Source organism: Halalkalibacter krulwichiae, from assembly GCF_002109385.1.
Lineage (GTDB): Bacteria > Bacillota > Bacilli > Bacillales > Bacillaceae_D > Halalkalibacter > Halalkalibacter krulwichiae.
In genome coordinates, this window is record NZ_CP020814.1 from 1,298,248 (window position 1) to 1,325,000 (window position 26,753).

At 36.3% G+C, this 26,753-nt stretch carries 22 protein-coding genes, 2 rRNA genes and 3 pseudogenes (1 of these 27 running past the window's edge); 19 read left to right on the forward strand and 8 right to left on the reverse strand.

Annotated features, from left to right (window positions below):
• Positions 1-6: 6 nt before the first annotated feature.
• The 8 genes and pseudogenes from BkAM31D_RS06765 to BkAM31D_RS06805 all read left to right on the forward strand — a co-directional run.
• Positions 7-213 carry a hypothetical protein gene (locus tag BkAM31D_RS06765; RefSeq protein ID WP_066161131.1) on the forward strand — a complete coding sequence of 69 codons (207 nt, stop codon included), beginning with the start codon at positions 7-9 and terminating at the stop codon, positions 211-213.
• Positions 210-506, forward strand: coding sequence for a spore coat protein (locus BkAM31D_RS06770; protein ID WP_066161133.1), 297 nt, complete (start codon positions 210-212; stop codon positions 504-506). Before BkAM31D_RS06765 ends, BkAM31D_RS06770 begins: the two co-directional genes overlap by 4 nt.
• An 873-nt stretch (positions 507-1,379) precedes the next feature.
• Positions 1,380-2,084 carry an SAM-dependent methyltransferase gene (locus BkAM31D_RS06775; RefSeq protein ID WP_066160830.1) on the forward strand — a complete coding sequence of 235 codons (705 nt, stop codon included), beginning with the start codon at positions 1,380-1,382 and terminating at the stop codon, positions 2,082-2,084.
• Positions 2,085-2,244: 160 nt separating this feature from the next.
• Positions 2,245-2,601 carry a hypothetical protein gene (locus BkAM31D_RS06780; protein WP_066160833.1) on the forward strand — a complete coding sequence of 119 codons (357 nt, stop codon included), beginning with the start codon at positions 2,245-2,247 and terminating at the stop codon, positions 2,599-2,601.
• A gap of 120 nt (positions 2,602-2,721) precedes the next feature.
• Positions 2,722-3,150 (forward strand): hypothetical protein, encoded by a 429-nt coding sequence (locus tag BkAM31D_RS06785; protein ID WP_066160837.1) that lies wholly within the window; start codon positions 2,722-2,724, stop codon positions 3,148-3,150.
• 1,145 nt (positions 3,151-4,295) lie between these two features.
• A complete protein-coding gene (locus BkAM31D_RS06795; protein ID WP_066160842.1) occupies positions 4,296-5,966 on the forward strand; it encodes a tetratricopeptide repeat protein in 1,671 nt (556 codons plus the stop codon).
• 159 nt (positions 5,967-6,125) lie between these two features.
• The gene (locus tag BkAM31D_RS06800; RefSeq protein ID WP_066160845.1) at positions 6,126-7,340 is read left to right on the forward strand and encodes a hypothetical protein; all 1,215 of its coding nucleotides are present in this window, start codon (positions 6,126-6,128) and stop codon (positions 7,338-7,340) included.
• A gap of 208 nt (positions 7,341-7,548) precedes the next feature.
• A pseudogene (locus BkAM31D_RS06805) lies at positions 7,549-7,875 on the forward strand (recombinase family protein); the annotation flags it as partial.
• A gap of 36 nt (positions 7,876-7,911) precedes the next feature.
• On the opposite strand, the gene istB reads toward BkAM31D_RS06805, so the two are convergent.
• Positions 7,912-8,676 carry an IS21-like element helper ATPase IstB gene (gene istB / locus BkAM31D_RS06810; protein ID WP_025909801.1) on the reverse strand — a complete coding sequence of 255 codons (765 nt, stop codon included), beginning with the start codon at positions 8,674-8,676 and terminating at the stop codon, positions 7,912-7,914.
• Positions 8,677-8,937: 261 nt separating this feature from the next.
• Positions 8,938-10,494 (reverse strand): IS21 family transposase, encoded by a 1,557-nt coding sequence (gene istA, locus BkAM31D_RS06815; RefSeq protein WP_235820576.1) that lies wholly within the window; start codon positions 10,492-10,494, stop codon positions 8,938-8,940.
• Positions 10,495-10,629: 135 nt separating this feature from the next.
• On the opposite strand from istA, the pseudogene BkAM31D_RS06820 reads away from it, so the two are divergent.
• The 3 genes and pseudogenes from BkAM31D_RS06820 to BkAM31D_RS06830 all read left to right on the forward strand — a co-directional run.
• A pseudogene (locus BkAM31D_RS06820) lies at positions 10,630-10,914 on the forward strand (recombinase family protein); the annotation flags it as partial.
• A 286-nt stretch (positions 10,915-11,200) separates the two neighbouring features.
• The gene (dcd, locus tag BkAM31D_RS06825) at positions 11,201-11,893 is read left to right on the forward strand and encodes a dCTP deaminase (RefSeq protein ID WP_066160847.1); all 693 of its coding nucleotides are present in this window, start codon (positions 11,201-11,203) and stop codon (positions 11,891-11,893) included.
• Positions 11,894-12,247, forward strand: coding sequence for a hypothetical protein (locus BkAM31D_RS06830; protein ID WP_066160850.1), 354 nt, complete (start codon positions 11,894-11,896; stop codon positions 12,245-12,247). It abuts the gene before it with no gap.
• Positions 12,248-12,816: 569 nt separating this feature from the next.
• Here the strand turns inward: BkAM31D_RS06830 and BkAM31D_RS23910 are convergent.
• Together BkAM31D_RS23910 and BkAM31D_RS23915 are read right to left on the reverse strand one after the other, a co-directional pair.
• Entirely contained in the window at positions 12,817-13,344 is a 528-nt protein-coding gene (locus tag BkAM31D_RS23910; protein ID WP_085449750.1) for a hypothetical protein, read from the reverse strand.
• A gap of 170 nt (positions 13,345-13,514) precedes the next feature.
• Positions 13,515-13,790 (reverse strand): Eco57I restriction-modification methylase domain-containing protein, encoded by a 276-nt coding sequence (locus tag BkAM31D_RS23915; RefSeq protein WP_085449751.1) that lies wholly within the window; start codon positions 13,788-13,790, stop codon positions 13,515-13,517.
• Between the two features lie 69 nt (positions 13,791-13,859).
• On the opposite strand from BkAM31D_RS23915, the gene BkAM31D_RS06845 reads away from it, so the two are divergent.
• Complete coding sequence (locus BkAM31D_RS06845) at positions 13,860-14,168, forward strand: hypothetical protein (protein ID WP_066160856.1); 309 nt, start codon at positions 13,860-13,862, stop codon at positions 14,166-14,168.
• 57 nt (positions 14,169-14,225) lie between these two features.
• Here the strand turns inward: BkAM31D_RS06845 and BkAM31D_RS06850 are convergent, their stop codons facing one another.
• The 3 genes from BkAM31D_RS06850 to BkAM31D_RS06855 are packed head-to-tail and all read right to left on the reverse strand — an operon-like array spanning position 14,226 to position 16,077.
• Positions 14,226-14,999 (reverse strand): HipA family kinase, encoded by a 774-nt coding sequence (locus tag BkAM31D_RS06850; RefSeq protein WP_066160859.1) that lies wholly within the window; start codon positions 14,997-14,999, stop codon positions 14,226-14,228.
• A complete protein-coding gene (locus tag BkAM31D_RS24185; protein WP_257391637.1) occupies positions 14,996-15,256 on the reverse strand; it encodes a glycosyltransferase in 261 nt (86 codons plus the stop codon). Before BkAM31D_RS24185 ends, BkAM31D_RS06850 begins: the two co-directional genes overlap by 4 nt.
• Positions 15,235-16,077, reverse strand: coding sequence for a glycosyltransferase (locus tag BkAM31D_RS06855; RefSeq protein ID WP_257391638.1), 843 nt, complete (start codon positions 16,075-16,077; stop codon positions 15,235-15,237). The genes BkAM31D_RS24185 and BkAM31D_RS06855 overlap by 22 nt, the downstream gene beginning before the upstream one ends.
• A 186-nt stretch (positions 16,078-16,263) precedes the next feature.
• Between BkAM31D_RS06855 and BkAM31D_RS06860 the strand changes: the two genes are divergently transcribed.
• Positions 16,264-18,465, forward strand: a complete 2,202-nt coding sequence (locus BkAM31D_RS06860; protein ID WP_066160866.1) for an RNA degradosome polyphosphate kinase — start codon at positions 16,264-16,266, stop codon at positions 18,463-18,465.
• Positions 18,466-18,621: 156 nt separating this feature from the next.
• Positions 18,622-20,334, forward strand: a complete 1,713-nt coding sequence (locus BkAM31D_RS06865) for a sensor domain-containing protein (RefSeq protein ID WP_066160868.1) — start codon at positions 18,622-18,624, stop codon at positions 20,332-20,334.
• An 80-nt stretch (positions 20,335-20,414) separates the two neighbouring features.
• Here the strand turns inward: BkAM31D_RS06865 and BkAM31D_RS06870 are convergent, their stop codons facing one another.
• Positions 20,415-20,600, reverse strand: coding sequence for an alpha/beta-type small acid-soluble spore protein (locus BkAM31D_RS06870; protein WP_066160871.1), 186 nt, complete (start codon positions 20,598-20,600; stop codon positions 20,415-20,417).
• A gap of 151 nt (positions 20,601-20,751) precedes the next feature.
• Between BkAM31D_RS06870 and BkAM31D_RS06875 the strand changes: the two genes are divergently transcribed.
• The 5 genes and pseudogenes from BkAM31D_RS06875 to BkAM31D_RS06895 form a co-directional block, all read left to right on the forward strand.
• The gene (locus BkAM31D_RS06875) at positions 20,752-21,342 is read left to right on the forward strand and encodes a histidine phosphatase family protein (protein WP_235820577.1); all 591 of its coding nucleotides are present in this window, start codon (positions 20,752-20,754) and stop codon (positions 21,340-21,342) included.
• Positions 21,343-21,530: 188 nt separating this feature from the next.
• Positions 21,531-22,532 carry an LLM class flavin-dependent oxidoreductase gene (locus BkAM31D_RS06880; RefSeq protein WP_066160873.1) on the forward strand — a complete coding sequence of 334 codons (1,002 nt, stop codon included), beginning with the start codon at positions 21,531-21,533 and terminating at the stop codon, positions 22,530-22,532.
• Between the two features lie 61 nt (positions 22,533-22,593).
• A pseudogene (locus tag BkAM31D_RS06885) lies at positions 22,594-23,645 on the forward strand (LLM class flavin-dependent oxidoreductase).
• Between the two features lie 459 nt (positions 23,646-24,104).
• A 16S ribosomal RNA gene (locus BkAM31D_RS06890) occupies positions 24,105-25,660 on the forward strand.
• 402 nt (positions 25,661-26,062) lie between these two features.
• A 23S ribosomal RNA gene (locus BkAM31D_RS06895) occupies positions 26,063-26,753 on the forward strand (it continues 2,262 nt past the right edge of the window).
• The 16S and 23S rRNA genes sit together here, the layout of an rRNA operon.

The following is a 26,753-nucleotide window of genomic DNA, read 5'->3' on the forward strand; positions in this document are numbered from 1 at the left end:
GAGAAGATGACTACAAAGTATGCGCTTCATGAAACTTTAGAATTACATGAATTACTAACCTTTAAGAACCTTTGTTTGACGAAGTCGTCAACGATGAGTAGTTTGGTTAAGTGTGAAGAATTAAAAGCCATTTTAACAATGGATGTCACAACAGGAAAGCAACATATACAACAATTACAAGAATTACTACAAAATGGGGGTTCTAATCTATGACGAATTTGCTGCAAAATATGGCTGGAATGGCTGCAATGACGGATCAAGTGATTGCTACCGATTTCTTAATTTCTGCAAAAGCAGGGGTCAGAAATACAACGTTTGCTTTAACGGAAGCAACCACCCCGGAAATAAGAACGGCATTGCGTCAACAATTAAACGACGCGATTGAGGCACATGAAAAAATATATCAATACTTGATATCTAAAGGATATTATCATCCTAGTGATTTAAAAGAGCAGTTAAAGGTGGACCTAAATGCTTCTGAGATTGCAATGAATTTATTAAATTAATGTTGTATGGAGAACTTAAATGGTTCTCCTTTTTGGTATTATAAGAAGGCCACTTATAACAGCCTTATCTTAGTTACATAACAGGTTGATTCGGAAGAAATTAATCTTGAGCAGCGTATGGATGAGGTTAGAGGCAAAGTTTGGTGTAGGTGGGAATTTATGAAACAGATGGCAAAAATGGATTAATGATGATGAAATGTGGCCTAAAGTAGTATCAACAAATTTTTAGAATTGGGCACCAAACTTGGCACCAGTTTATCAACTATAAATATGACTAGAAGTTCTAAGTAATTTTACAAATCAAAAGCTCAAATTATTGGAGAGTTGTTTCGAAAAAAATGCGAGGACTATTATAATGTCTTATTCAGTAGCAAAGTCTAAAACAAAAGTATAGATAAATGCTTCAAAAAATTTGAGGATGATTTCTCAAGTGAGGTGAGCTGTCACCGCAAACGGAACGTTCTTTAGATTGCATAATAAATTCGGGTAGGAGCTTTTGGTAGTCTGAACTAACCAGGTAGAATAGTCCTTCACGATTTACTTTTATGTATTGCCCTAGTATTGCTAACGTAATTGGAAATAAGATTGTTCTAATTGGAAACTACAATTGAAAAACTTAACGTTATGCAATAATTTGGCGCTTTCCTATGCTAAGGATAGCGTCTTTTTTGTCTAGTCATAATTGTGGAATAACTCTTGTAGTACGTATTAGACTCATACTGCGCAACAAAGTTCTTCATTTTTAAAGGACTTTGTGAAAGAATATACTTAAGCTAACGAGCAGGTTTGTTGAATAAGAACAGTAAAAAAGGTTAACATTACCACTTTTTTCGTGGTACTATTAATGTAATCTTTTAGAAGAGGTGAGTTTAGTTGAGTAAAGTTGAGCAGAGTACAAAGTTAGATTTAGAGCGAATTGTTTTTATTGGGAGAACCTTTGGAGAGTATTTTGATATGTTCTCGCTTTCAGAAGAAGAACTAGAAGGAAAGAAAATACTCGATTGTCCAGCAGGAGCTTGTTCATTTACTGCTGTTGGTAACAAATCAGGTTTAGACGTAACAGCTTGCGATATTGCCTATTATCATTCGGGTGAAGACTTAAAAAATAAAGGTCTCCAGGATATTGAACACGCGATGAAGCATATGCAAAAAGCCCAAAACAATTATAAATGGGATTATTTTAAAGATATAGAAGGTCTTAGAAACCATCGTTTAAGTGCCTTACAAGATTGTGCCAAAGATATGAAGGAATCTAGCGAAAGATACATTCCTGTTACATTACCTTCTTTACCGTTTAAGAATGAAGAATTTGATATTCTTCTCTCTGCACATTTTCTATTTATGTATGCGGATAGATTAGATTATCAATTTCACATAGAAACGCTAAATGAGTTATTGAGGGTTACGAAAGAGGAAGTTCGTATTTTTCCTTTAGTTGATTTAGAGGGGAAAAGATATGAACATTTAGATAAATTAATAAGTTATCTGGCTGACAATGGCTGTACAGTTGAAGAATTGAAAGTTCCGTATGAATTTCAGGCAAATGCTAACTCGATGTTAAAAATAAAAAAAGGGTAGTAATGAAATGGGTAACGTAGAGACGTTGCCCATTTTATTGTACTAACGGGTGGCGATTACCCGCAAGGGTATTCGCCTTTCTTTGTTGAGGTAACGGGCAGGATAGCACAACAAGAGAAACTAAGTTTAAATCATATAACTCAGTTGGAGGGGATTAATTTTGAGAAACATTTTTTACGGATTGGTTATTTCAATAGGAATTTATATACTTATCGGTTTGATAACATTTTTAATTACTCGTGAATTCCCCCTCGAAATAATAAAGATGATAGCGTTTGGAGTAGCGATAGTGTTGTTTATTTCTGCTTTCCCATTATATAAAACACTTTATCACGGTAGCAGGGTAGCCAATCCAACTTACACAGCGTATACACCTCCAGATGAGCATCATCAGCAAAAAATCCAGAATGACTACGAGTCTTATCTAAAGAAAACAAAAAGCACCCTTGGAGGAATATTCATTTGGGCTGCCACGTTAATTATAATATTCACAATGCTTTTGACGGTACTCTTTTGACTTTTTACTTGTTTACCATCAATTTTTTGTTGAAGTAACGCAGGCGATTGTGGAACAAGCAGTCGCTTCTTGTGCTTTGAAGTAGAAGAGTTGATGTAAATATATTACAAAGGAGGGCTTATGCACCCAACAGAAGTAATAGAGTTTATGATTGTAGGTATTGTTATTGCAATAATCATAATTATTTCATTTATTTTAAAAGGTAATTGGAGAATGTTTGGATTGGTATTTGCCACAGTCATTCTTGTGGCATATAGCGTATTTTTTACAGCTCACCCCTATTGGATTGATGTACACATTGAGAAAAAAGTTGAAATGTTAGAACCATATTTAGAACAACAGTATCCGAATGAAGAATGGATGATTACAACGGTTCCTCATAGAGAAGATGGTTTTAAGCACCTTAATCCCTATTACATTGGGGTGGTTTTCGAAGACGAGCCAGAAGTAACATATCATTATTGGGTAGAGAAGAATAACATTTACCAAGTCAGCTTTACGACTAAAAAAGAAAATTTAGACGAGTTAAAGTATAAAGAAAGCGAATAAGCTAATGTTTTAACAACATTGTGCGGATTAACCTATGTTTCACTAACGGGTGCAAGAGTTGAAGGTCCGACTTGGACGGCAGCTCTTTTTAATAGCGAAAAGAAGCAGGTTTACAATAATTAAATCCTGTATGTTTGGAAATGGTAATAATTACGAGGTGAAAGAATGACATTTAAAAAAGAGATATTAAAGTTCTTACTTTACATTATAATTTTTACTGTCAGTAATTTCATTCTAAAAACAATTCTTATCCCCGATGATTTGAGTGCTTTTGATATAGTTTCTACCATAATAACGGCAGGTATAATCTCTATTGGTATTTTCTGGGTTGAATATTCAATGAAAAGGAAAAGTTAATTACTTTTTATTAAGCTAACGGGTGCTTTAACACAATAAGCAAAATGAAAAAGTCGGTTCTTAAAGGATCGACTTTTTCATATTCCTAACGCAAAATAGCGATTAAAACGAGTGCAAAATAACATCTAAAGTGACATGCTGATAATAGCACTCTAGCAAATCGGTGTCAATTCTTTTAAGTAATGATTCCGAAAGCGGTGAATTCTGGTCTTTATTTTTCTTCTTTAGTACTAATGCTTGCTATAACCATTTCTATGACTTATAACTGGTGGAAATCAGGGGAGATACAGCTGTAAGTGCTATGCAAGAATTGGAGTAAAAAGACCACCTTTTATAAGCTAGTTAAGGAGTATGACAAATCATTATAAAAATAGCTATATATACTATAGAAGAAACACGAAAAAAAGTGAGCAATTGCCTTATTATCTTCCCTTTATAGTAGCTTTAGCTACTGTTTTTGTTTTGAGAAAAAGCTGTTTATCAAGTTGTTTAACATTTTTAGGACGATTAAGAATTCGTTCTTTTTCTATTTACTAAATAGGGGTACGGCAACATAAGCATGCGTATACGTTGATTCATCAACGATCTATAAAGGATATTTAGTAGATTGAAAGAAAAATTGTGTCTTTTCGTCTAGACAATATAATAAAAATATGAATTTCTAGTTGAAAATTACTATAAAAGCCTAACTCTTTTAGTCTATAATTTGGGTAGTTATAAAACAATTACCAAATATTGAAGGTAAAAGGCTTATATGTGATCCAAATTGTAAAGGAGCAAGTCAAGAAATGATGAAATGGTTGTTTACCGCACTCGCTTTTCTTATGCCAATAGTTATAGGTATTGAAGCAAATAGTAAATTAAAAGATGAATGGTATTACCTACAGAATTTAACTACTTTTTGGATTGGCATAGCTCTCCTTATCTGCTATGGAATCTATATCATAGTTAAAGTTATCATTGAATTTTTAGATAAAAACAAAAAAGAATTTCAAAGGTTACATGATGAATTAGCTAAAGTTAATGATACAAGCCTAGATAAAACTATACTGGAGGAGAAGAATGAACAATTACAGACTAACAAGGTTGATAAGGAAGATAATGAACATAAAAGTGAAATAATAGAAGATAAAGTCGAAGAAGATAAGTTAAGTAAGCTCCTTAATGCCTGGACTGACAATGATAAAGACAGAATGACAATGGCTTATGAGGAATTACAAAATGAAGAGACAGTTAGTAGTAAAAAAATTAGGAACGAATCGTTATATTACAGTTTACTTTATCAAATAGGAGAAGACTCAACCCGTAATTTTGAAACTATTGAAAACAAGGCTGAAGGCACTGAGGTATTTGGGGATGTAATGAACATAATTGCTAAAGCTTATGAATCAACTCACAATTATGAGATTGCCAAATCATATTATGAAAAAGGGTTGAAATTTGAAAATAATAATGACACAAACGGATATTTAAAAAGGGGATTAGCTAATTCTAATTTTATGTCTGGTAATAAAAAAGAGGCCTATAGATTGCTAATATCAGCTTTAAACTCTACAAAAAATTCAGAAGAAAGATTTGAGTATTTAAAGAGACTAGCAGAACACTATAATAAGGATAACAACATAGATTCTCAAATCTCTGCGTTAGAAAAAGCTTTAGAAATTAAACCAAATGATAAAAGTTTACTATTTGATATAGCTTATGCTTATTCAAAGAATAAGCAAGATAAATTAGCTATATTATATTATAAAAGCCTAGTAAATATTGAGCCAACTCATAAAGATGCATTAAACAACTTAGGAGTTTCTTATGGAAGATTAAATTTGCATTTTAACGAAGTGAAAAATTATAAACTAGCTTTTGAGTTAGATAACACATTAGCTGCTTCAAACTTAGCGAAACAATATACAAGAGCTGGCTTTGAAGGAGAAGCCAGGAGCATCCTAGAACAGGCTAACTCTCAAAAAGAAGGCGTTCATGAGTTAGTTGGACAAACTCTTGTAGACCTACAGGAAACATTAAAACAAGAAAAAGAAGAAGAACAGAAAAAACTTAAAGAAGCTAAAGTTGAACGAATGTTTCAAAGGAATTTAGCATCAGCTGAATTTGATTTAATATCAGATATAGAACTATCGATTCTAATCGGAAAATGGATATTGGACGCAAAACATGAGTCCGAGATCGAGATTCAAGATAACATTGTAGTAATTAATTGGACTAAGTTTTCTAAGAAGTATAAATTTGAAGGGGAAATTCGTAATCGCTTTCTATCCCTAAATTATTACGAGATGGATTATAAGTATCCAAATCTTTCGAAAGAAGAACAAGGCTTTAAAAATAAAGGAATGGCAATAGGATATATTGAGGAGGATTCCAAAATACAGATCAGGATAAAAGATCAGGATAAATTAGATTATTACGAATTTCTAAGAGTAAAGGAAGAAAAGGATAATAAATAATTTTGGGAGTTTTACATGAAAATCCTTGAAATCCGTTCCCTAAATCCTTCCCTAAATGATCCATGAATTTTTGAATCTTTACAGACATTAACCATTCACGTAAGTAAGTGATAATTAGGTTTTTTTCAATTTTAACAAATAAGGGGAATCAGGGATATTATGATCTGGCCAAGAGAGAAAGCAAATTTTGAATTTGTGGAGAAAAATAGTTTACATATATTAAAAGTGAAAAACTCCGATGATATCCAAAAGGAATTTTACTTATACTCTGAGAATTTTTTATCATCCGCAAACTTATTAATAAATCATGCTTTGAATACAAATGAAAATAGAAAAAAAGATTTTTGGCTCTTCGGAATAGTTTACTTATACAGGCAAAGCTTAGAACTTTTATTGAAATCCATAGCCTTTAAATACCTAACTGAAGTGGATGATAAAAAAGAATTTATCGGTAATGTTAGACATAATTTAAAGGATGCATATGCATATGATGAAATAAGTGTATTGTTACAAGAAGATGATATTACTTTGAGTGACAATGAGGGTAAATGGTTAGATGAATATTTAACAGATATTTCGGAGCTTGATGAACAGTCTGATATGTTTAGGTATCCATTTAATTTTAAAATGGCAAGATTTTTTAAAGTGCAAACACATATCAACTTACGCGCGCTGGGTACCAACATGAATTCAGCTTATAAAATGTTAACGGGTATGTTATATCAAGTTAAGGAAGGTAAGCAGGATGAATTAATAGTATACAAACCTAAATTTCTTATTGAAGATGGTAGCTATTATGACCAAGGTGTGATCTGGAAGGGTTTTAGTAATGATTTTTATCCTTATATTGAGGGCTATATGGAAGGTGCTAATTATTTGTGTAAAATGATAATGGAAAACAAAAAAGATTATCTTTTTCTTCCAATGTGTTATATGTATAGAAATGGAATTGAATTAGCGTTAAAACGAATTTTGGTTGAAGATTGTCAATTTGATTTCAAAACCGTTTCCAAAAAATTGAAAAATAGAAAACATAGCATAGAAGGTCTTTGGAATGTAATAAAAGATCATATTGGATTACGAGCAAATGCTCCAGATGACGATACAACTCTAATTATTGTTGAGCTTTATATTAAACAATTGCACAATATAGATACTACATCAAGCAAATTTAGATATCCGATTGATAAGTATTTAAAATTACATTTCAAAAAAGAAAAGAAGTATGATGTAGTCAATATATCTTTATGCTTCAATGAACTATTTAGATTTTTAGATGCTGTAGATGGTATGTTAACTTCTCAAAACGAAGCTTTAACAGAAATGGCGTTGGAAGCACAACAAGCAAGTGAATGGGATTATAATCCTTATTGATATCATATATTCTGTACTAAGGAAATACATACAAGAACCCCCCGTTCGTAAAAGTACACTTTTACGAACGGGGATTATTTATTTAAAATAGGTTATATATAACGTTCATAAAAGTCCTTAAGTTATTTACGGACGTTCGTCGTTTTGTATATACTTTTACGGACGGTTTTGGTAGAATAATAAAAATAATAGGGAGGAGAGTGAAAAAATGGATGTTCGAAAATTTGGATACATACGAGTGAGCAGCAAAGATCAAAATGAAGGTCGACAATTAGATTTTATGAAAAAAATGGGAATGGATCCTCGGGACATTTTCATCGATAAACAAAGTGGGAAAGACTTTGATCGAGATCAATATCAATTGTTAAAACGTATGATACGAAAAGGAGATGTGCTCTATATTCATTCTCTCGATCGTTTCGGTCGTAACAAAGAGGAGATTCTACAGGAGTGGAATGACATCACAAAAAATATTCAGGCAGATATTGTCGTTTTAGATATGCCATTATTAGATACTACTCAATTTAAGGATAGTTGTGACCGTCAAGTAGAATGAAACAATTTTTGCTCGTTATTTTGAAACACTTTGTTCCCCAAATATTGTAGAACGATGCTTCATACGATAACTATCTTCATTTAAATGAATGATTTCTACTCGGTGAAGAATCCTATCTAGAATTGCTGTTGTTATAGCTTGATCACCCAATAATTCTCCCCATTCTTTTGGTGCCTTATTAGAGGTCAAGATAATGGAAGACTGATTATACAGGTCGTTAATTAAATGAAAGAACATATTAGCTTCTTGTTGATCCATTGCCATAAACATTAAGTCATCTATTATGACTAAATCAGCCTCTCTAATTCTTTTCATTCTTGCTTTTGACTTTCGTGTGATTTCTTCTGTTTTCAGGTTATGAATTAAATCTCCCATTGATGTGAATATCGCTTTATACCCTTGGTTAATAGCCTCTATTCCTAGGCCTACGGCCAGGTGAGTTTTACCTACACCTGGTGGCCCTAATAAAATCAAATTGTACAGCTGTTCTATCCAAGTTAAATCTTTTAATCTATTTAGTTGTTTGTTGCTTAAAGACTTTTGTTCTTTTAAATTAAACTCCTCAAGTGTTTTGCTGAAAGGAAAAGTTGCCCACTTTAATCGGTTGTTTAGTTGCTTTTCTTCTCTTCGAGTTTGCTCATAAGAAGTGACATCTAACAGGAATTGAGTAAATGAAAGGTCTTTTTGCTCAGCTTCTCTAATCAAATGGGGGAGATGCTTGGCAGTTTCAACGAGCCTTAATCCTTTCATTATGTCTTGTAATTGTTGGATTTGGCTCATCGCTATTCAACCTCCATTAAAACCGTGTAAGTATCTACTTTTCTTTTGTATGCTTCTGTTTCTAAAACCCATTCCGATAGCCTGTTCAAAGTCTTAACTTCTTTCTTTTTATCAATAACTGTTTCATGTACCTGGCGCTGACGTTTCACATATGCAATGATTGTTTATGGCATTTAATAAATGTGTCTTTTGGCAATTAAGCGTATGCACCAATTTATGAATAAGCGCAGCTTTACACGGAGAGGTGGTCATGATAGGCTACTATGCCTGGCAAGCTACAAGCTTGCCGTGTTGCCAAATTTCATGGCCATAGAGGCTCCGTGTCAAGCTCATCGCGTATGGATAAAGATACGGATTTTCGTATTCCCTTAATTGCCATTTCATACAAAAGTTAATTGCCAAATACACAATGATATCGCCAAAATCAGTTGCACTGTATAAATTCCTTTTTAAACACTCTGCTAACGCTTTAGTCAGTACTTCGTTATCGCTACCTTTTGTTTCGCGCAAGATGATTTGCAACTGGTCTTTAATGTAACGAGGATTTTTTTCCCTAACCATCTCTAAATATTTAAAGGCTAGCTCTTTATCTTCAAATCTCTCAGCCACTGTATTAATGAATGCTCCAACACCTTTTGTACGATCCCTACTATGTTTTTTATCTTTTATTAACAGCCCTTTCCCTTCGGGAATTGAATGTTTTGCAATGATTTCGCCAGTATCAGGTATATAAATAACTAATTCTTTAGTTTCTGTTTCCTTGATACATACTTTTTCATATTTGTTATAAGTTCCAAGTGGAAGAGAGTACCGATTAGATTGGTAACGAATAGTATTGTCCTTATGAACACATCTTGCTATACTTATCTCATAGTTATTTTGAATATCTATATTTTTGGAGACCGGTTTTAAGTGTTGCTTTTCCAGGAGGAACACTTCGAATGGTCTCTTTTTTGTTGTATTGTGTATTTTATAGTTACCCGTTCTGTTCAGCCATTCCCATCCTTGCTCATTCCAAGAGTCGATGTCATGAAACACTCTATGTTTGGCATAGTTTTGTTTGATAAATCCAACTACATTTTCTATTTTTCCCTTACTCTCAGGGTCAGCTTTTCTACAAACCCGAAGGTTTATTCCTCTGGATTCTCTATACTGCTGAAATTCTTTAGTTAAAATTAGATCTCCACCATTTTCGCTAACAACAATTAAACTATCTTGGTCATAAACGATCTCATTGGTCATTCCTCCATACCATTTAAACGCGTTCTCATGGGCTTGTATAACATCCCGTGTTGTAAATGGTCTATCCAACCACTCTTTATACTTTTGTCTAGAATGTGATAAGACAAAAGCTATAAAGTTGAGTTTAGCTTCCTTATTATCAACAGTTTTTTGTCTCGTATGACCAAAATCTACTTGCATTTGTTCTCCCATTGGTGGATCAGGAATTGCCTCATACATTCGAGGAGATGTTTCCTTATTTATTTTGTATTCTTCTCTTAATGCTTTTACATATGTCCTTACTGTACTTTCTCCAACAGTTAGATCTTTATATTTCTCTAAAAGCCAATCATAAACTTGTGCTGCTGACATATCCGGATGCATCCTCAACCAAGATAAAATCAGTTCTTTATATGGATCTAATTTCTTCTTTTTATACTGAAGAGAATCAACCCATTCCGCCATCTCCGAAGGAGATCTCTTTAAGTGCCTGTAAACAGTTGTTCGAGAAACCCCTAACTTTTCAGCTATCTTTGTCTGACTAAATCCTTGCTTTAATAATTGCTTTATCTCCATGTACATTTCCCACTTATCCACCTTCGCTAACCTCCACTGTAAGTATGAACTATGATCATTTTACAGTGATAGGTTGATATTTTTTGCTGGTATATTTGGGTAAATAAGCGTTTCATCTTTTCAAGCAAAAACTGTACACTTTATTCTAGCAGTCACAATAGTTTAGGAACCTTCATCGCAGATCTTGTCCTACAAATACTTTCTTGGATGGCAGAAGAAGAGAGAGAACGAATCCGAAAACGCCAACGAGAAGGAATTGATTTAGCTCTGCAAAAAGGAGTTGCTTTTGGCCGACCTAAAGTTATGGTTACAGAAGAGTTTAAGAATGCTTATAACCGGTGGAAATCAGGGGAGATAACTGCTGTAAGTGCAATGCAGGAAATTGGAGTGAAAAAGACGACTTTTTATAAGCTGGTTAGGGAGTATGAAGCAGCGTTATAGAAATAAATATAATAGAAGAAATGCGGCAAGCACAAGATCATTTTCCGTAATGCTTACCTTTGTTTTCATATGCTAAAGTTCGACGTCCTATAGGTTAAAGTAACTTTGTCAAAAAATTCAGAGGAGTTAGCATAGGATTCAGTTAATATAAGAGCGGAAAACGCGAAGAAGTATTTTTTTGGAATGCGACGTAAGGTTAGTCGATAAGGTTCACATGTTCCCTCTTGTATTTTTTATTTTTTATGTCAATATTAAGTTAAATAAGAGTTGGAAAGGGGAGGAAGAAATGTTAAGTGACCGTGAATTACACAAGTTAGCGATAGAGGAAGAATTAATAGCACCATACAATCCGGAATATTGCGAAGAGGCAACGATAAATTTAACGTTGGATCCGCTTGTTAAACAGTATTCTTCTGATGAACCTATTGTGCTAGGAAAAGAAGTTAATGATGATGAGCATTATGACAAGATTGATTTAACTAGTGATGAATTCAGCATTCCACCTAAAGGGTCAGTCTTAATTCAAACTCATGAGTTTATTAAAGTGCCAAACAATATGACTGCTCGTATTTATGAGCGATTTGGCGTTCAATCGTTAGGTTTAATGATTAGTCCGGGTCATTATATGAATCCTGGTTATCGTGGAAAGATTAGTTTAGTTGCATTTAATACTAATTCGGTTCCGTTTAGACTAGTACCAGGAATAAAGATTTGTCAAATGGGTTTATTTGAACTTAATACAGACCCGTTAAAACCTTATGAAAAGCAGGATGCAAGATATATGGATTCTACAGATGTAAGCATATCAAAGCTTCATTTAGACCAGGAAATTCAAGAGTTTTTAAAAGAAAAGGGAATAGCTAAAGTTTCAGATGAGATGGCTGGGGATTTAGGGAAGCATCTTATGTCACACATTAAATTGGCTGCTAAAGACTTGGCTGAGTTAGCTATGGAAAAGTTAGATAAAGGTAAGATTTAAATGAGTAATATACGTGATATTGTTAGAAGGCATATTGAATCTGAAACTATAAAAGAACTAAAAACTAAAGGGATTCCTGATCCAAACATAAGCAGTGTGTTAGAAGTATTAAGAAAAGAAGGGCACATTGATAAAAAAGTAAATGGAGTACTAGATGCTTTTAGAGATGAAATAGAGAAGGAATCACCAAGAAAAAGAAAACAAAGATGGAATAAAGGTTTTTATGCGATCTTAAACCTAGCATTAACTATCCTTATTGCTGTTGCAGTTAACAATGAGGTGTGGATTTTTGTTTGGGGATTAGCTGCAATAAATGTGATTGTACATCTTTATTTTACGATATTCACTGAATAAGAAAACAGGAGTCTGCACATAGTGTTGGCTCTTTTATTTTATCTGGAAGGAAGAAACTGATTTCGCGAGATTTTGTAAGTGTGTTTTTGGGCCTAAATGAACATTTATTGTAATAGACCTTTAGCGACTTGTCTTTTGACGCTAAGTTGCGATACCGCTTTATACCTTGATAACACTCCTCCAGAAAACCTGTGCTAAAAGTGTTAAGTTATTAAGTTATGACACTAGCATTGTGAAGAAACCTTTAGATAAAAAAATTGCCACGTAACCCGCAAACCTTTTATTATCAAGGTTAACAAGGCTATGTGGCTTTATTTTGAGGACTTACGGTACCGCCCCTGGGGTAGATTATATTAATCTACTGTAATTTGTCCGTTCATTAAATAAATTTTTCTTAAATATGTTTATGAATTCATTCTCTTCAGTAGTAATACTGTAGTTTTACATGCCTTGGTATCTTTTTATTACTGTCATTTTATTGCTCCTGTATTATGCAACTTATTCTCTATCATATGGGTTTTGAATAATATTATACAGATAGTTTTTCTCATATACAGTTTATGTAAATGTTATTTCTCATAATTGTGTATTCTCGAATCAATGTATTGCCATTCTTCCTCCGTAATACTCCACATTTCACACAACATTTCATCAGTATACGAGCCTGAATAATTACCCAAGTGTGGTACAAACTTATACTTGTCACGAATTACATCTTGTGAAGCAACACATTGCAGTAACAAGAATCTAATCACTTTCGTAAAAAGGTATGTCTTAAATGAAAGCACTTCATCCTTAGAATCTGATGCAAATAATACAAGAAAGGATTCTGTACAGCAAGTTCCAGGCGGTACAATACGTATGTTGCCTTCATAGTAAAACCCTACAGGTTTTGTAAAATCCGTTTGACCTGCGATGGGCGATCGGGGTGCTAATAATTTCCATTTATCCAATAAACCCCAGTTGTCTTTGACATCTTTAGGATCAGCATACTTTAAACCAATTTTTTGAATAAATTGGCACGGCACTCCTGATTCTTTTGGTATATAAAAAGTCCTTAAACCGAATGGTTTTGATGCTGAAACAACTGTATCCATAAAAGCACCTTTATGATTGTGCAAAGTTTTTCTTACAATGGATATAGCTTTATTAGAGCGAATAAAAACATCAAATTCATTCAGATATCTTTTTAATGCAATTCTTGTATCGTCTGCACAATTTACAACTTCACACTCACCTTGAGTATTCTTATCCCATAAAAAGTAACTTACCCCCCCGCAATATCTACGGTCGGGAATACGTCATTAGAATTTGGAAAGTCAATCAAGCGTGTAATATGATTATCATTGAGCATAGATGTTCTAAAAGAATCTAGCCCTTTTCCTCCAACATACCATCGTGCTGGTGTAACCATAGATATATATTTAGGATTTAACGCTTTTGAAGATTCAACAAATTTGTTATATATTGGTGAAGCACTCGTCTTTGTACCTCCATCCATTAGTTGATAAGGTGGATTCCCGACCACAGCATCAAACTTCATTTCTTTGCCCTCCTTTTTCCAATAGTTTGGCTTTAAAACTCTGTCAACAAACTGGACGGAAATGAGGAGATGCAAGTTTATCACGTTGAGAATCAAACAGCTGCTTATAGCAGATTAGTGAAAATAGAAGTTGATAGTGGTGTAAAAGAAACAGTCTTGAGTCATGCATTTAAAGATTGGAACTATGATTTTGAGATGGTTGAATTTCAATATGATAATCAAATGGATGCTTATAGGCAAATTCAAAGTTTGCAACTTGAAAGCAGTGAGGAAGAGAAAATCTTAGAAGAAGCGAAAAGGAAGTGGGGATCAGATTTTGAAATGGTTCTGTTTGAGTTTGAAAACGAGTTAGAGGCATATAATAAGTACATGAGTTAAATTATGAGGGCGTCTAAGAAAGGTGGTTACTGACCTTTTGAGACGCCCTTCTATCCGTTACCTAGTCTTCGGATCTATAAAATGATTAATAAACGTTTCAATTAGTTTCGGAAGAATGTTATGGCTTCGGAACCGTAATGCTTTACAAAGTTCCTTTCTTTCTTCTTTCGCAAGCTGCCATTCGTCTGGCATGAGTGAAAGGATTTCTTCTATTAGTAGAGACGGGATCGATTGAATGGTTGTGATTTGTTCTTTAAACAACTGTTTATTATCAATAAATCGTGCCAACATTTGATGAGTGCAACTTTCTATTAAATTAGTTGAGAGACTATGGAGATCTAAAGCGTTCCAAGAAGTAGAACCAAATGCCTCGGCATGATTAATAATATAAAGTTCGTATTTCTGCTTCTTCTGCTTTTCTTTTAATAAGATATTTTTTCGAGTTCTGTCTAGATTAGAGATCCAATAATCAAATGTAATAATCCCTGGGAGTTGCTCCTTGTTACAAATGCTATCAATCGCAAGAACAGAGGAGGCATTCACATAATGAGCTTTGTAAAGAGAGGCAAAATGATGCTTTGAATAAGGGATCGGTTGCAATTCGGGAATCGTCTGATAGAAGTCTTTGGAGATTTCAATGATTTGTGATGGTAGTACCGGTAATTGAAGGTACCTTGCAAGGCAATAGCCAAGCCATTCATTTACTAACGCTTTTGAATGGTTTGGTAAAGAAAATTTAACCGCATAGTCTTTTCCATCATCGAATGTAATGACGTGAACATTCTTTTTCTTGCTGTCGAGTCGAGCCTTATAATGCTTAGCAATGATCATTCGTTTGCCTCCTTTACAATTGTTTGAATTAACTCCGCATAGTAATCACCACAGATCGAAATAGAAAACTGTTCCGTTACTTTCTCTCGCGCAGAGTATGACTTGGTTAAGTAGCTGGTAGTATCGTCTAAAATGCTTGAAATCCCCTTGATCGCATCTTTACTATTCTCTTCTTCATACAAATAGCCCGTTTTCCGATCTACTATTTCGGGTATAGCTGAATGATGTGGCGCAACTACTGGAACGCCGCACGCCATTGCTTCGATAAAGGTGTTTCCAAATGACTCTCCTTTTGTTGTTGCAAGCGTACATCCCCAGAGATTCTAATTTTAGAGTAAACTTCTGGCATTTGTTGATAAGGGATGACGGGAAACCATTTAATATTTTTGGTTAAGTCCAGTGCCTGCCATTGAGCGGTGAATTTCTCTTTTTGTACACTTTTGGCTCCTCCAATTAACCAAAATTCAAGATCATCTCGCTCTTTCAAAATTCGTTGTGCAATTTTTAAGAATAGCCTCCAATTTTTTCTTTTATCAACACGTCCAATCCAACCAATAACTTTTTTATTTTCAGGTAAAAAAGGTTCTTGTTCAGTTGAGTAGGACGAAAGAGGCTGAAAGAAAGACGTATCAATTCCATTGTTAATCACTTTAATTGGGATCTTGTCTATCAAGATCGATACGAGTCTTTTTTGATGTTCGGAAGGGACAACAATCACTTTTGGTTTTACATCATGAATTCTTTCAATATGAGGCTTCAGTTTAAGAATCTCAGGTGTACGAGCTTCAATAATAATAGGGCCAGTATAGTTTGCTTGTATAATCCATTGGTAAGCATCTTTTGTATCGACAATAATAATGGCATCGTAATAATTTGATTGAATAATTTCATTAATTTCCTGTTTATTTTTTGTGAGATAAACGTTTGCAATGTCACTCATAATGTGCAATCCACCAAGATCTTTTGAGTATAAAAACTCTGTCTCAATTCCATATTTTTTGAAGTGGATCGCTCGATTTCTCCAACCAGCATTCACCCCGCCTACCGTTAACAATCGCCAAATCACTAGTATTTTCATGATAGCCTCCTGCTTTGTTTTAACAATTTTAGTAAATGTCGCATAAGGTTAGATAGTTCCTTAATGTTTTGTTAAGTACCAAAGGACGATTTTACGAAAAATTTACAATTTATTCACCTAGATTTCATAGTATTTTGATAATTTAATAGGTAATCGTGTCGAATTGTGCAAAGGGGATGTAGAATCATGCAAACAACCAAACATACAACGTTAACCGTTAACTTAGACAATCCTTCTCTTTATAATAATCGTGAGTTGAGTTGGCTTGACTTTAATAATAGAGTTTTACAAGAAGCTGTTGATGAACGTAATGCATTGCTAGAACGTTTGAAGTTTTTGGCGATTTTCAGTTCGAATTTAGATGAGTTCTTTATGGTTCGGGTCGCTGGGTTACTTGATCAAGTGAGGGCAGGATTTAATAAACCTGAGAACAAAGCTGGGCTAACACCAAAAGAGCAGCTGAATGCCATTTCAAAGGTGACACATGAGTTGGTAAAGAAACAGGATGAAGTGTACTTACAAGAGCTTTCCCCTCTTTTAGTGAAAGAAGGTATAAATATACTTGCGATTGATGATGTGTCGGATCAAGAATTAGGTTTTCTTGAAGATTTTTTTGATGAACAAGTATTCCCAGTGTTAACACCAATGGCCATTGATGCCTATCGTCCTTTTCCTATGCTGTTAAACAAATCTCTTAATCTAGCAGTGATTGTTGAAGAAAAGTCTAAGTTAAGTGGAAATCTAGTTATTGTTCAGGTGCCAGCTGTAATAAACCGATTTGTTGAACTAAGGGGAGTGGGGAGAGGTAGAAGGTTCGTTCTATTAGAAGAAGTAATTGCAAAGTTTATTGATAAACTACTTGTTGGTTATCATGTTAACTCAGTAACGTCCTTTCGAATTACTCGAAATGCTGACTTGACCATTCATGAAGATGAAGCAGAAGATTTATTACACGAAATAGAAGAAGAACTGAAAAAGAGAAAATGGGGAGCGGCTGTAAGGTTAGAGGTCCAAAAGGAATGTAACCCTCAGATCATTGAGTACTTAACAGCAGAGCTAGAAATTCATAGCAATGATGTCTACTTTGTGCAAGCTCCTTTAGATTTAACATTTCTTTTTCCTTATTGCAAAGCAATTCAAAAAACGCATGAATATTTAGCGACTGAATCTTTTATTCCACAACCACCGAGAGATTTAGAAGGGGGAGGAAGCATCTTTGATAAAATACAAAAAAAAGATGTGTTTCTTCATCATCCATATGAATCTTTTGAACCTATTGTGGAATTTATTTCGAAAGCAGCAGATGACGAAGGAGTTCTAGCGATAAAGCAAACGCTTTACCGGGTCAGCGGTGATTCACCAATTATAAAAAGTCTTAAGCGCGCAGCAGAAAATGGAAAGCAAGTCACGGTTCTAGTTGAATTAAAGGCGCGCTTTGATGAAAAAAATAATGTGCAGTGGGCAAAAGAACTAGAGAGAGCTGGATGTCATGTCATTTATGGAATGACCCATTTAAAAACACATAGTAAGATCACACTCATTGTTCGTCGTGAAGAAGGGGAGATAAAAAGATACGTTCATCTAGGTACAGGTAATTATAATGATGCTACAGCTAGAGTATATACAGATATGGGTTTGTTAACAACAAATCAAAAAATTGGGATTGATGCGACCAACTTTTTCAATTATTTAAGTGGTTACATGAATAAACCAAATTATCATTATTTACAAGTCTCACCCTTTGGAATAAGAGATCATTTTATTGAGTTAATTGATCAAGAAATTGCGTATCACAAGGAATCGGGCAATGGGCAGATTATAGCGAAGATGAATTCTCTGACCGACAAAATTATAATAAAAAAACTCTATGAGGCGTCAATAGCAGGGGTTGAGATCGAGTTAATTGTTAGGGGGATTTGTTGTTTACGTCCAGGAATTGAAGGTGTAAGTGAAACAATTAAAGTCCGGAGTATAGTTGGAACATTTTTAGAACATACGAGGATTTTCTATTTTCATCATAAAGGTAAGAAGAAAGTCTTTTTATCGTCAGCTGACTGGATGACAAGAAATATGGAAAATAGAATTGAGATTTTATTTCCAATTTTGAAAGAACATATTAAACAACGTATTTACGATAGTCTCGTTTTAATGTTGAATGACAACTGTAAAGCACGAATCCAAGATGGTCATGGTCGTTATTTCTATGCTAAGAGAGAAGAAGGTCAAGAGGAAATTGAAAGTCAACGCTTATTGTGTCAAGAAGCTTATGAGTTCAATATGCTATCTGATAAAGTCAATCGTTCACCGCAAACAATAAAAAATAAACTAACGAAGCTTGGAAACATTTATTTTCATAAACTACGAAAAATGTATACTGCGATGTTGTAAAAGAAGGGGAGGCTTAAAAGTTGCTCGTTGACCTTTTGAGCCCCCTTCTTTCCTGTGGAAAGGTTTGTTCCAATTAAAAAGTGATATAAATCACACCCCCTCTGATTATTTCTCCTTATACTAAAGGTAGTTGCATTAGGAAAAGAGGATGGGAATATGACTACTAAAATAGAATTTGAACAAACATTAAAAAAGCTGAAAGATATTGAAACTGCTTTAAATGAATCCTCAATTGTAGCGATAACCGATCAGAAAGGGATTATCCAATTCGTTAATAATAAGTTTTGTGAAATTTCTCAATATCATTATGATGAATTAGTAGGAAATGACCATCGAATTGTCAATTCTGGTTTTCATAGTAAAGAGTTTATGAAAGACTTGTGGAAGACGATAGGAAACGGAAAGGTATGGCGAGGGGAATTTAGAAATAAAGCAAAAGATGGTTCTTACTATTGGGTAGATACGACTATCGTTCCATTCTTGAATGATCAAGGAAAGCCGTATCAATATATTTCAATTCGTCATGATATTACAATAAGGAAGAATATGGAAGAAGAAATTAAATGGATGGCTTATCGTGACACACTAACTTCTTTGCCGAACCGTAATTATTTAAGTCATTGGATTAAAGAAGAACTAAACGACAAGAACAATCATAAACTGGCTGTCCTTTTTTTAGATTTAGATCGTTTCAAATCAATTAATGATACGTTAGGACATGACGTTGGAGATTTATTGTTGCGAGAAGCGAGCCAACGGTTAAAGAATTGTCTTCGTAAATCAGACTTTATAGCGCGTCTAGGTGGCGATGAATTTGTTATCGTTCTAAAAGATATTGAAAACCAGAAAGACGTTGTGACTGTCGTCAATAAAATTAAAAAGCAACTGCACTTGCCGTTTACGATTAATAAGGAAAAATTAGTGATTTCAACAAGTATTGGAATTAGTATGGATATTTTAAGTGGAGATTCAGTAAACTTTAATCGATTTATTGAAACATTAATGAAGAAAGCTGATATTGCTATGTACCATGCTAAGCAAAAAGGTGGCAATACTTACTGTTTTAATACGGATAATCAAACAAATGAGTTAGAGCGCTTTTATCACATTGAGCAAGAAATAACAAAAGCATTGGAACAAAATCAATTTTCTGTTGTTTACCAACCGTTAGTTAACTTGAAAGACTCTAAGATCGTTGGTATGGAAGCGTTATTACGTTGGTCTACTCCAACCTTAGGGAGTGTTTCTCCAGATGAATTCATCCCGATCCTAGAACAACTTGGGTATATTAACGAAGTTGGGAAATGGGTGTTACATGCTGCCTGCAGGCAAATGAAGATATGGCTAGATAATGGGCTTGAACTAGAAAGAATTTCTGTAAATGTATCTCCTGTTCAATTTAGCTGTGAACACTTCCTTGAAAAGATTAAAGAAACATTGATTGAGACAGGTTTAGAAGCCTGCTTCTTGGAGCTGGAAGTTACGGAAGGGACAATCTTAAGTATTAAAGAATCTTTAAAAACGTTGAATGAGCTTAAATCAATGGGTGTTAAGATCTCTATTGATGATTTTGGAACAGGATATTCTTCATTAAGTTATTTGAAAAACCTCCCTATAAGTTCGTTGAAGATCGATAAATCATTTATTAACGACCTGGATATCGACTCAGAAGTCATCGTTAATACAATCATAAATCTCGGGAAAAATTTGAATTTCACAGTTATCGCGGAAGGGATTGAAAATCAAGCACAGCTGTCTTACTTGCAACATCAACATTGCCAGTTAGGACAAGGATACTATTTTAGTAAACCGGTAAGAGCCGAGGAGATTCCTCGCATCATAAAGGAATACCAAGTTGTATCGCGTTAATTGAGGTTTCAGTGAAGGTAGTTGAAAAGGGCGTCTTAAAATGGTCAAAACTAGACCTTTTAAGACGCCCTTTTCTTTCGCTATTGATTCCGTAGTTGTTCTTCTGCCATCGCAATGAGACGCTTAGTCATTTCACCACCAACAGAACCATTCGCACGAGCAGTTGTATCCGGTCCTAGTTCAACTCCTAATTCATTCGCAATTTCTTCTTTCATTTGATTTAGAGCATTTTCTACACCTGGAACTAATAATTTATTTCTGGCCATATCAAACACTCCTTCTGAATGGATTAAGAATGGTGAACACCGAATCGATGCTCGTGGATAGAATGCCCAATGAATAGCGAATCATTCTTCCGTGTTCGATGGTACTGTTATTAGGCGCTTGACATACAGTAGTACAAAGGAGTGATAGGAGTTGTTAAATAATACAAGTGTAAATATATTACACCAAAGGCAAAATTCTTTAACAGATCCTTCGTTGTTAAGTTTGCTTCAGGGAGGAGGGTTGATTTTTTACGTTAGGCACGCAGAAGCTACGGTAGGAGAAGATCAACCGTATTTAAATTTTAATGATTGTTTGACACAGAGAAACTTATCAAATTATGGGAGAAGGCAGGCCTTGATGTACGGTGACGTTTTAAGAAGAAATCAGATCCCTGTCATGTATCCTGTTCATACAAGTCCTTTTTGTAGAAATAGAGAAACGGCTGCTTTGGTGTTTGGTGAACAAATGAGTCAAGTTGACTCATTTTTGTTTGATATCTACAGACTAAGCTTTCCATTAAGTGTAACAGAGCGAGATAGAATAGTAAGAGAATTACAAGCTGTTTTAGAGTTGCCTCCTACTTCTGGTACAAATAAAGTAATTATAGCTCATAGCTTCCCGCAAGGAGTTGGATTTGGACCAATACCAGACATGGGGACCGTTGTGATAAGACCTCGAGGTCAAGGGAACGGGTTTGAAGTTGTCGCACAATTAACATTAAATGATTTTATTCGTTTATAAATAGAAAAAACATGAGAGTATTTCTTTCATGTTTTTTTGTGTAGAGAAGAAAGGGTTAACTTGCTTATAAATTGCTAGCAGAGGGGAAGGGAGTTATAAGCATTAAAGTTTTGTTTTGAAGAATAAATTGTTACTATATTAATGTAAGTGTGTGTAATTGTAATTTTATTAGAAAGGACAATGATTATATGTCTACTATACAAATACCTGTTTCTGTCCTTAATTTGGCACCAATCCGAAAGGGCCAACAAGCTAAAGAGGCAATTGATTCAATGGTTGATTTAGCTCAAGCAACGGAGGAAATGGGTTATAAACGATATTGGATTGCAGAACATCACAACACGCCTACACTTGTTAGTTCTGCAACGGCGATTTTAATTAAACATACATTAGAACATACAAAGAGCATTCGTGTTGGTTCTGGAGGCATTATGCTCCCAAATCACTCTCCTTTAGTGGTTGCGGAACAATTCGGTACGATGGCTACTATATATCCTGATCGTCTCGACTTAGGGTTGGGGAGAGCACCGGGGACAGATATGATGACAGCAAATGCGTTACGACGTTCAAAAAATGATTCTGTCTTTACTTTTCCGGATGATGTAAATGCTCTATTAACTTATTTTGGACCGGAAGATGTCCAAGATTATGTGAAAGCATATCCAGGAGTTGATACGAATATTCCGATTTATATATTAGGATCCTCAACAGACTCAGCGTATCTAGCAGCTAAATTAGGGTTGCCTTATGTATTTGCTTCTCATTTTGCACCAAGATATATGGAAGAAGCGATATCGATTTATCGGAATCGTTTTGAACCATCTGAATACTTAGACTCTCCTTATATGATGGTATGTTTGAATGTTATTGCAGCAGAAAGCAACGAAGAGGCCGAAAGAGAAAGGACAACGATGCAGCAATTCTTTTTAAATGTTGTACGAAATACAAGAATGCCGTTAATGCCTCCTGTTGAAAGTATGGATGGAATTTGGACTCCGTCAGAAAAGGAAATAGCTACATCGATGTCTAGTGTCACTTTACTTGGCGATAAGGATTCAGTTCGTAAGCAATTGACAAGCTTCCAAGATAAATACGCCGTAGATGAATTAATGGCAGTATCATACATTTATGATCCGAATAAACAAAAGCGTTCGTATGAAATCTTAAAAGAAGTGGTTGATGGGTGCTAATAAGAGGACTAATTTCTTTTGCTAAAAACGAAAAAAGAATACATATTTCAGGAGGGTTATGATGGAATTAGGAGTGAGTACTTTTGTTGAGACTACACCCGATGTTAAAACTGGGCAAGTCGTCAGTCATGCTGAGCGTTTACGTGAAGTAGTAGAGGAAATTGTTTTAGCAGATCAGGTTGGGTTAGATGTCTTTGGTGTCGGAGAACATCACCGTGAAGATTTTGCTGCATCTTCCCCTGCTGTTGTACTTGCTGGAGCGGCAACGCTAACGAAAAGAATTCGTTTGACAAGCGCTGTAACGGTGCTTTCTTCTGCTGATCCAGTCCGTGTATTTCAAGATTTTGCAACAGTTGATGCACTATCAAATGGACGAGCAGAAATCATGGCAGGGCGTGGTTCATTTATTGAATCATTCCCTCTGTTTGGCTATGATTTAAAAGACTATAACGAATTATTTGATGAGAAGCTAGAACTGTTATTAAAAATAAGAGATTCAGAGAAGGTTAATTGGAGAGGGGGCATCGTCCTTCGATTAATAATTTAGGTGTTTATCCACGTCCTGTTCAAGATCCTTTTCCTATTTGGATTGGAAGTGGAGGTAATACAGAATCTGTTATACGCGCAGGGTTGCTTGGGTTACCTTTAGTTCTGGCAATTATTGGTGGAAGACCGGTACAATTTGCGCCGCTTGTTGAATTATATAAGAAAGCAGCTAATAAAGCTGGTCATGATGTTTCAAAGCTTTCGGTAGCTTCTCATTCCCATGGTTTCATTGCTGAAGATTCAGAAGTCGCTGCAAATAAATTCTTTCCTTCTACGCAGCAAGTAATGAATAAACTCGGAAAAGAGCGTGGTTGGGGATTATATGAACGGTCCACCTTTGATGCAGCCCGTACTTTAGAAGGTGCGTTATATGTAGGTGATCCAGCATATGTTGCTGAGAAAATCATTCATCTACGTAAAAATGTCGGCATTACTCGCTTTATGCTCCATGTTCCTGTAGGCTCTATGCCTCATGACGAGGTTATGAAAGCAATTGAACTGTTAGGGAAGGAAGTGGCACCGATAGTTCGTGAGGAAATAGCAAAGTGGGAAGCTGAAGGAAACTAATCGAATAGTCTCTTGAATCTTTTTTATGACGAGCCAACTATGATCGCTAATTAAGCTAAGTAGTTGGCTTTCTATTTATAAAACAAAAAAGCTGATTAAACGAAAGTATTGATTATTAATCTGATCTATGGTAAATTATTAGATCTAGTCACAAAAAACATTTTCGGTTAATTATTGCGTGGAATTGTTTTTGGTGGTATAGTATCACTTGTCGCTTTGATTATGACACTCTTAAACAAATAACTCATTCAAAAAACATTTCAAAAAAAGTGTTGCGGAGAATAAGTGATTGTGTTAAGATGATAAATGTCGCCGCTGATAAGAGCGACAAACGAGTTCTTTGAAAACTGAACAAAAGCCAAGCGAAAGAGATACATGATATCTCGTCAATTTTAAGTGATTTCGTAAAATCACAATGAAGTATCGTTAGCGATACGATTTGAGCACAAATCAAACACTTTTATGGAGAGTTTGATCCTGGCTCAGGACGAACGCTGGCGGCGTGCCTAATACATGCAAGTCGAGCGGACTGATTAAGAGCTTGCTCTTAATTCAGTTAGCGGCGGACGGGTGAGTAACACGTGGGCAACCTGCCCTGTAGACTGGGATAACATCGAGAAATCGGTGCTAATACCGGATAACATCTGAGACCTCATGGTCTTAGACTAAAAGATGGCTCCGGCTATCACTACAGGATGGGCCCGCGGTGCATTAGCTAGTTGGTAAGGTAATGGCTTACCAAGGCGACGATGCGTAGCCGACCTGAGAGGGTGATCGGCCACACTGGGACTGAGACACGGCCCAGACTCCTACGGGAGGCAGCAGTAGGGAATCTTCCGCAATGGACGAAAGTCTGACGGAGCAACGCCGCGTGAGTGATGAAGGATTTCGGTTCGTAAAGCTCTGTTGTTAGGGAAGAACAAGTATCGTTCGAATAGGGCGGTACCTTGACGGTACCTAACCAGAAAGCCACGGCTAACTACGTGCCAGCAGCCGCGGTAATACGTAGGTGGCAAGCGTTGTCCGGAATTATTGGGCGTAAAGCGCGCGCAGGCGGTCTTTTAAGTCTGATGTGAAAGCCCACGGCTCAACCGTGGAGGGTCATTGGAAACTGGGAGACTTGAGTACAGAAGAGGAGAGTGGAATTCCACGTGTAGCGGTGAAATGCGTAGATATGTGGAGGAACACCAGTGGCGAAGGCGACTCTCTGGTCTGTAACTGACGCTGAGGCGCGAAAGCGTGGGGAGCAAACAGGATTAGATACCCTGGTAGTCCACGCCGTAAACGATGAGTGCTAGGTGTTAGGGGTTTCGATGCCCTTAGTGCCGAAGTTAACACATTAAGCACTCCGCCTGGGGAGTACGACCGCAAGGTTGAAACTCAAAGGAATTGACGGGGGCCCGCACAAGCAGTGGAGCATGTGGTTTAATTCGAAGCAACGCGAAGAACCTTACCAGGTCTTGACATCCTTATGCCCTCCCTAGAGATAGGGATTTCCCTTCGGGGACATAAGTGACAGGTGGTGCATGGTTGTCGTCAGCTCGTGTCGTGAGATGTTGGGTTAAGTCCCGCAACGAGCGCAACCCTTGATCTTAGTTGCCAGCATTTAGTTGGGCACTCTAAGGTGACTGCCGGTGACAAACCGGAGGAAGGTGGGGATGACGTCAAATCATCATGCCCCTTATGACCTGGGCTACACACGTGCTACAATGGATGGTACAAAGAGCAGCAAAACCGCGAGGTCGAGCCAATCTCATAAAGCCATTCTCAGTTCGGATTGTAGGCTGCAACTCGCCTACATGAAGCCGGAATTGCTAGTAATCGCGGATCAGCATGCCGCGGTGAATACGTTCCCGGGCCTTGTACACACCGCCCGTCACACCACGAGAGTTTGTAACACCCGAAGTCGGTGGAGTAACCCTTATGGGAGCTAGCCGCCTAAGGTGGGACAGATGATTGGGGTGAAGTCGTAACAAGGTAGCCGTATCGGAAGGTGCGGCTGGATCACCTCCTTTCTATGGAGTAATACTCTAGTCGACGAACAACTTCGGTTGTTTGACGCTTGTGCTTTGGTTCAGTTTTGAGAGAATTCGCTCTCAATTTAAGATAGAAGAAACTGATTTGATATCAAATAGATCAGTGGCTTTTGGTTCTTTGAAAACTAGATAATGCAAATAGAAATAATGTAAGTTTACCGGAATCTTATTATTAAGAGAAGGTCAAACGAGCATGTCAAGAATTCATGACATTTTCTCAAAAATGTCTTAAACGACTTTTTAAAAAGATCGTTTTTGGCAAAGAGCTTCGAGCAGTTCGAGGAAGCGAGTGGTCGAAAGAATGGAACGTACACCCGTACGTGACATGACTGAGATCCACGAAGCTGACGAAGAAATGCGAAGAAGATCTGCAGCCAAAATGGTTAAGTTAGAAAGGGCGCACGGTGGATGCCTTGGCACTAGGAGCCTAAGAAGGACGCGACGAACGGCGAAACGCCTCGGGGAGCTGTAAGTAAGCTTTGATCCGAGGATATCCGAATGGGGAAACCCACCATCCGTAATGGGATGGTACCCATACCTGAATACATAGGGTATGAGGAGGCAGACCTGGGGAACTGAAACATCTAAGTACCCAGAGGAAGAGAAAGCAAATGCGATTTCCCAAGTAGCGGCGAGCGAAACGGAAACAGCCCAAACCAAGAGGCTTGCCTCTTGGGGTTGTAGGACGTCTCATACGGAGTTACAAAAGACGAGCATAGGTGAAGCGATCTGGAAAGATCTGCAGTATAAGGTAACAGCCCTGTAGCCGAAATGCCCGTCTCTCCGAGACGTATCCTGAGTACGGCGGGACACGTGAAACCCCGTCGGAATCCGGGAGGACCATCTCCCAAGGCTAAATACTCCCTAGTGACCGATAGTGAACCAGTACCGTGAGGGAAAGGTGAAAAGCACCCCGGAAGGGGAGTGAAAGAGATCCTGAAACCGTGTGCCTACAACTAGTTGGAGCCCATTTACGGGTGACAGCGTGCCTTTTGTAGAATGAACCGGCGAGTTACGATATGTTGCAAGGTTAAGCTGAATAGGCGGAGCCGCAGCGAAAGCGAGTCTGAAT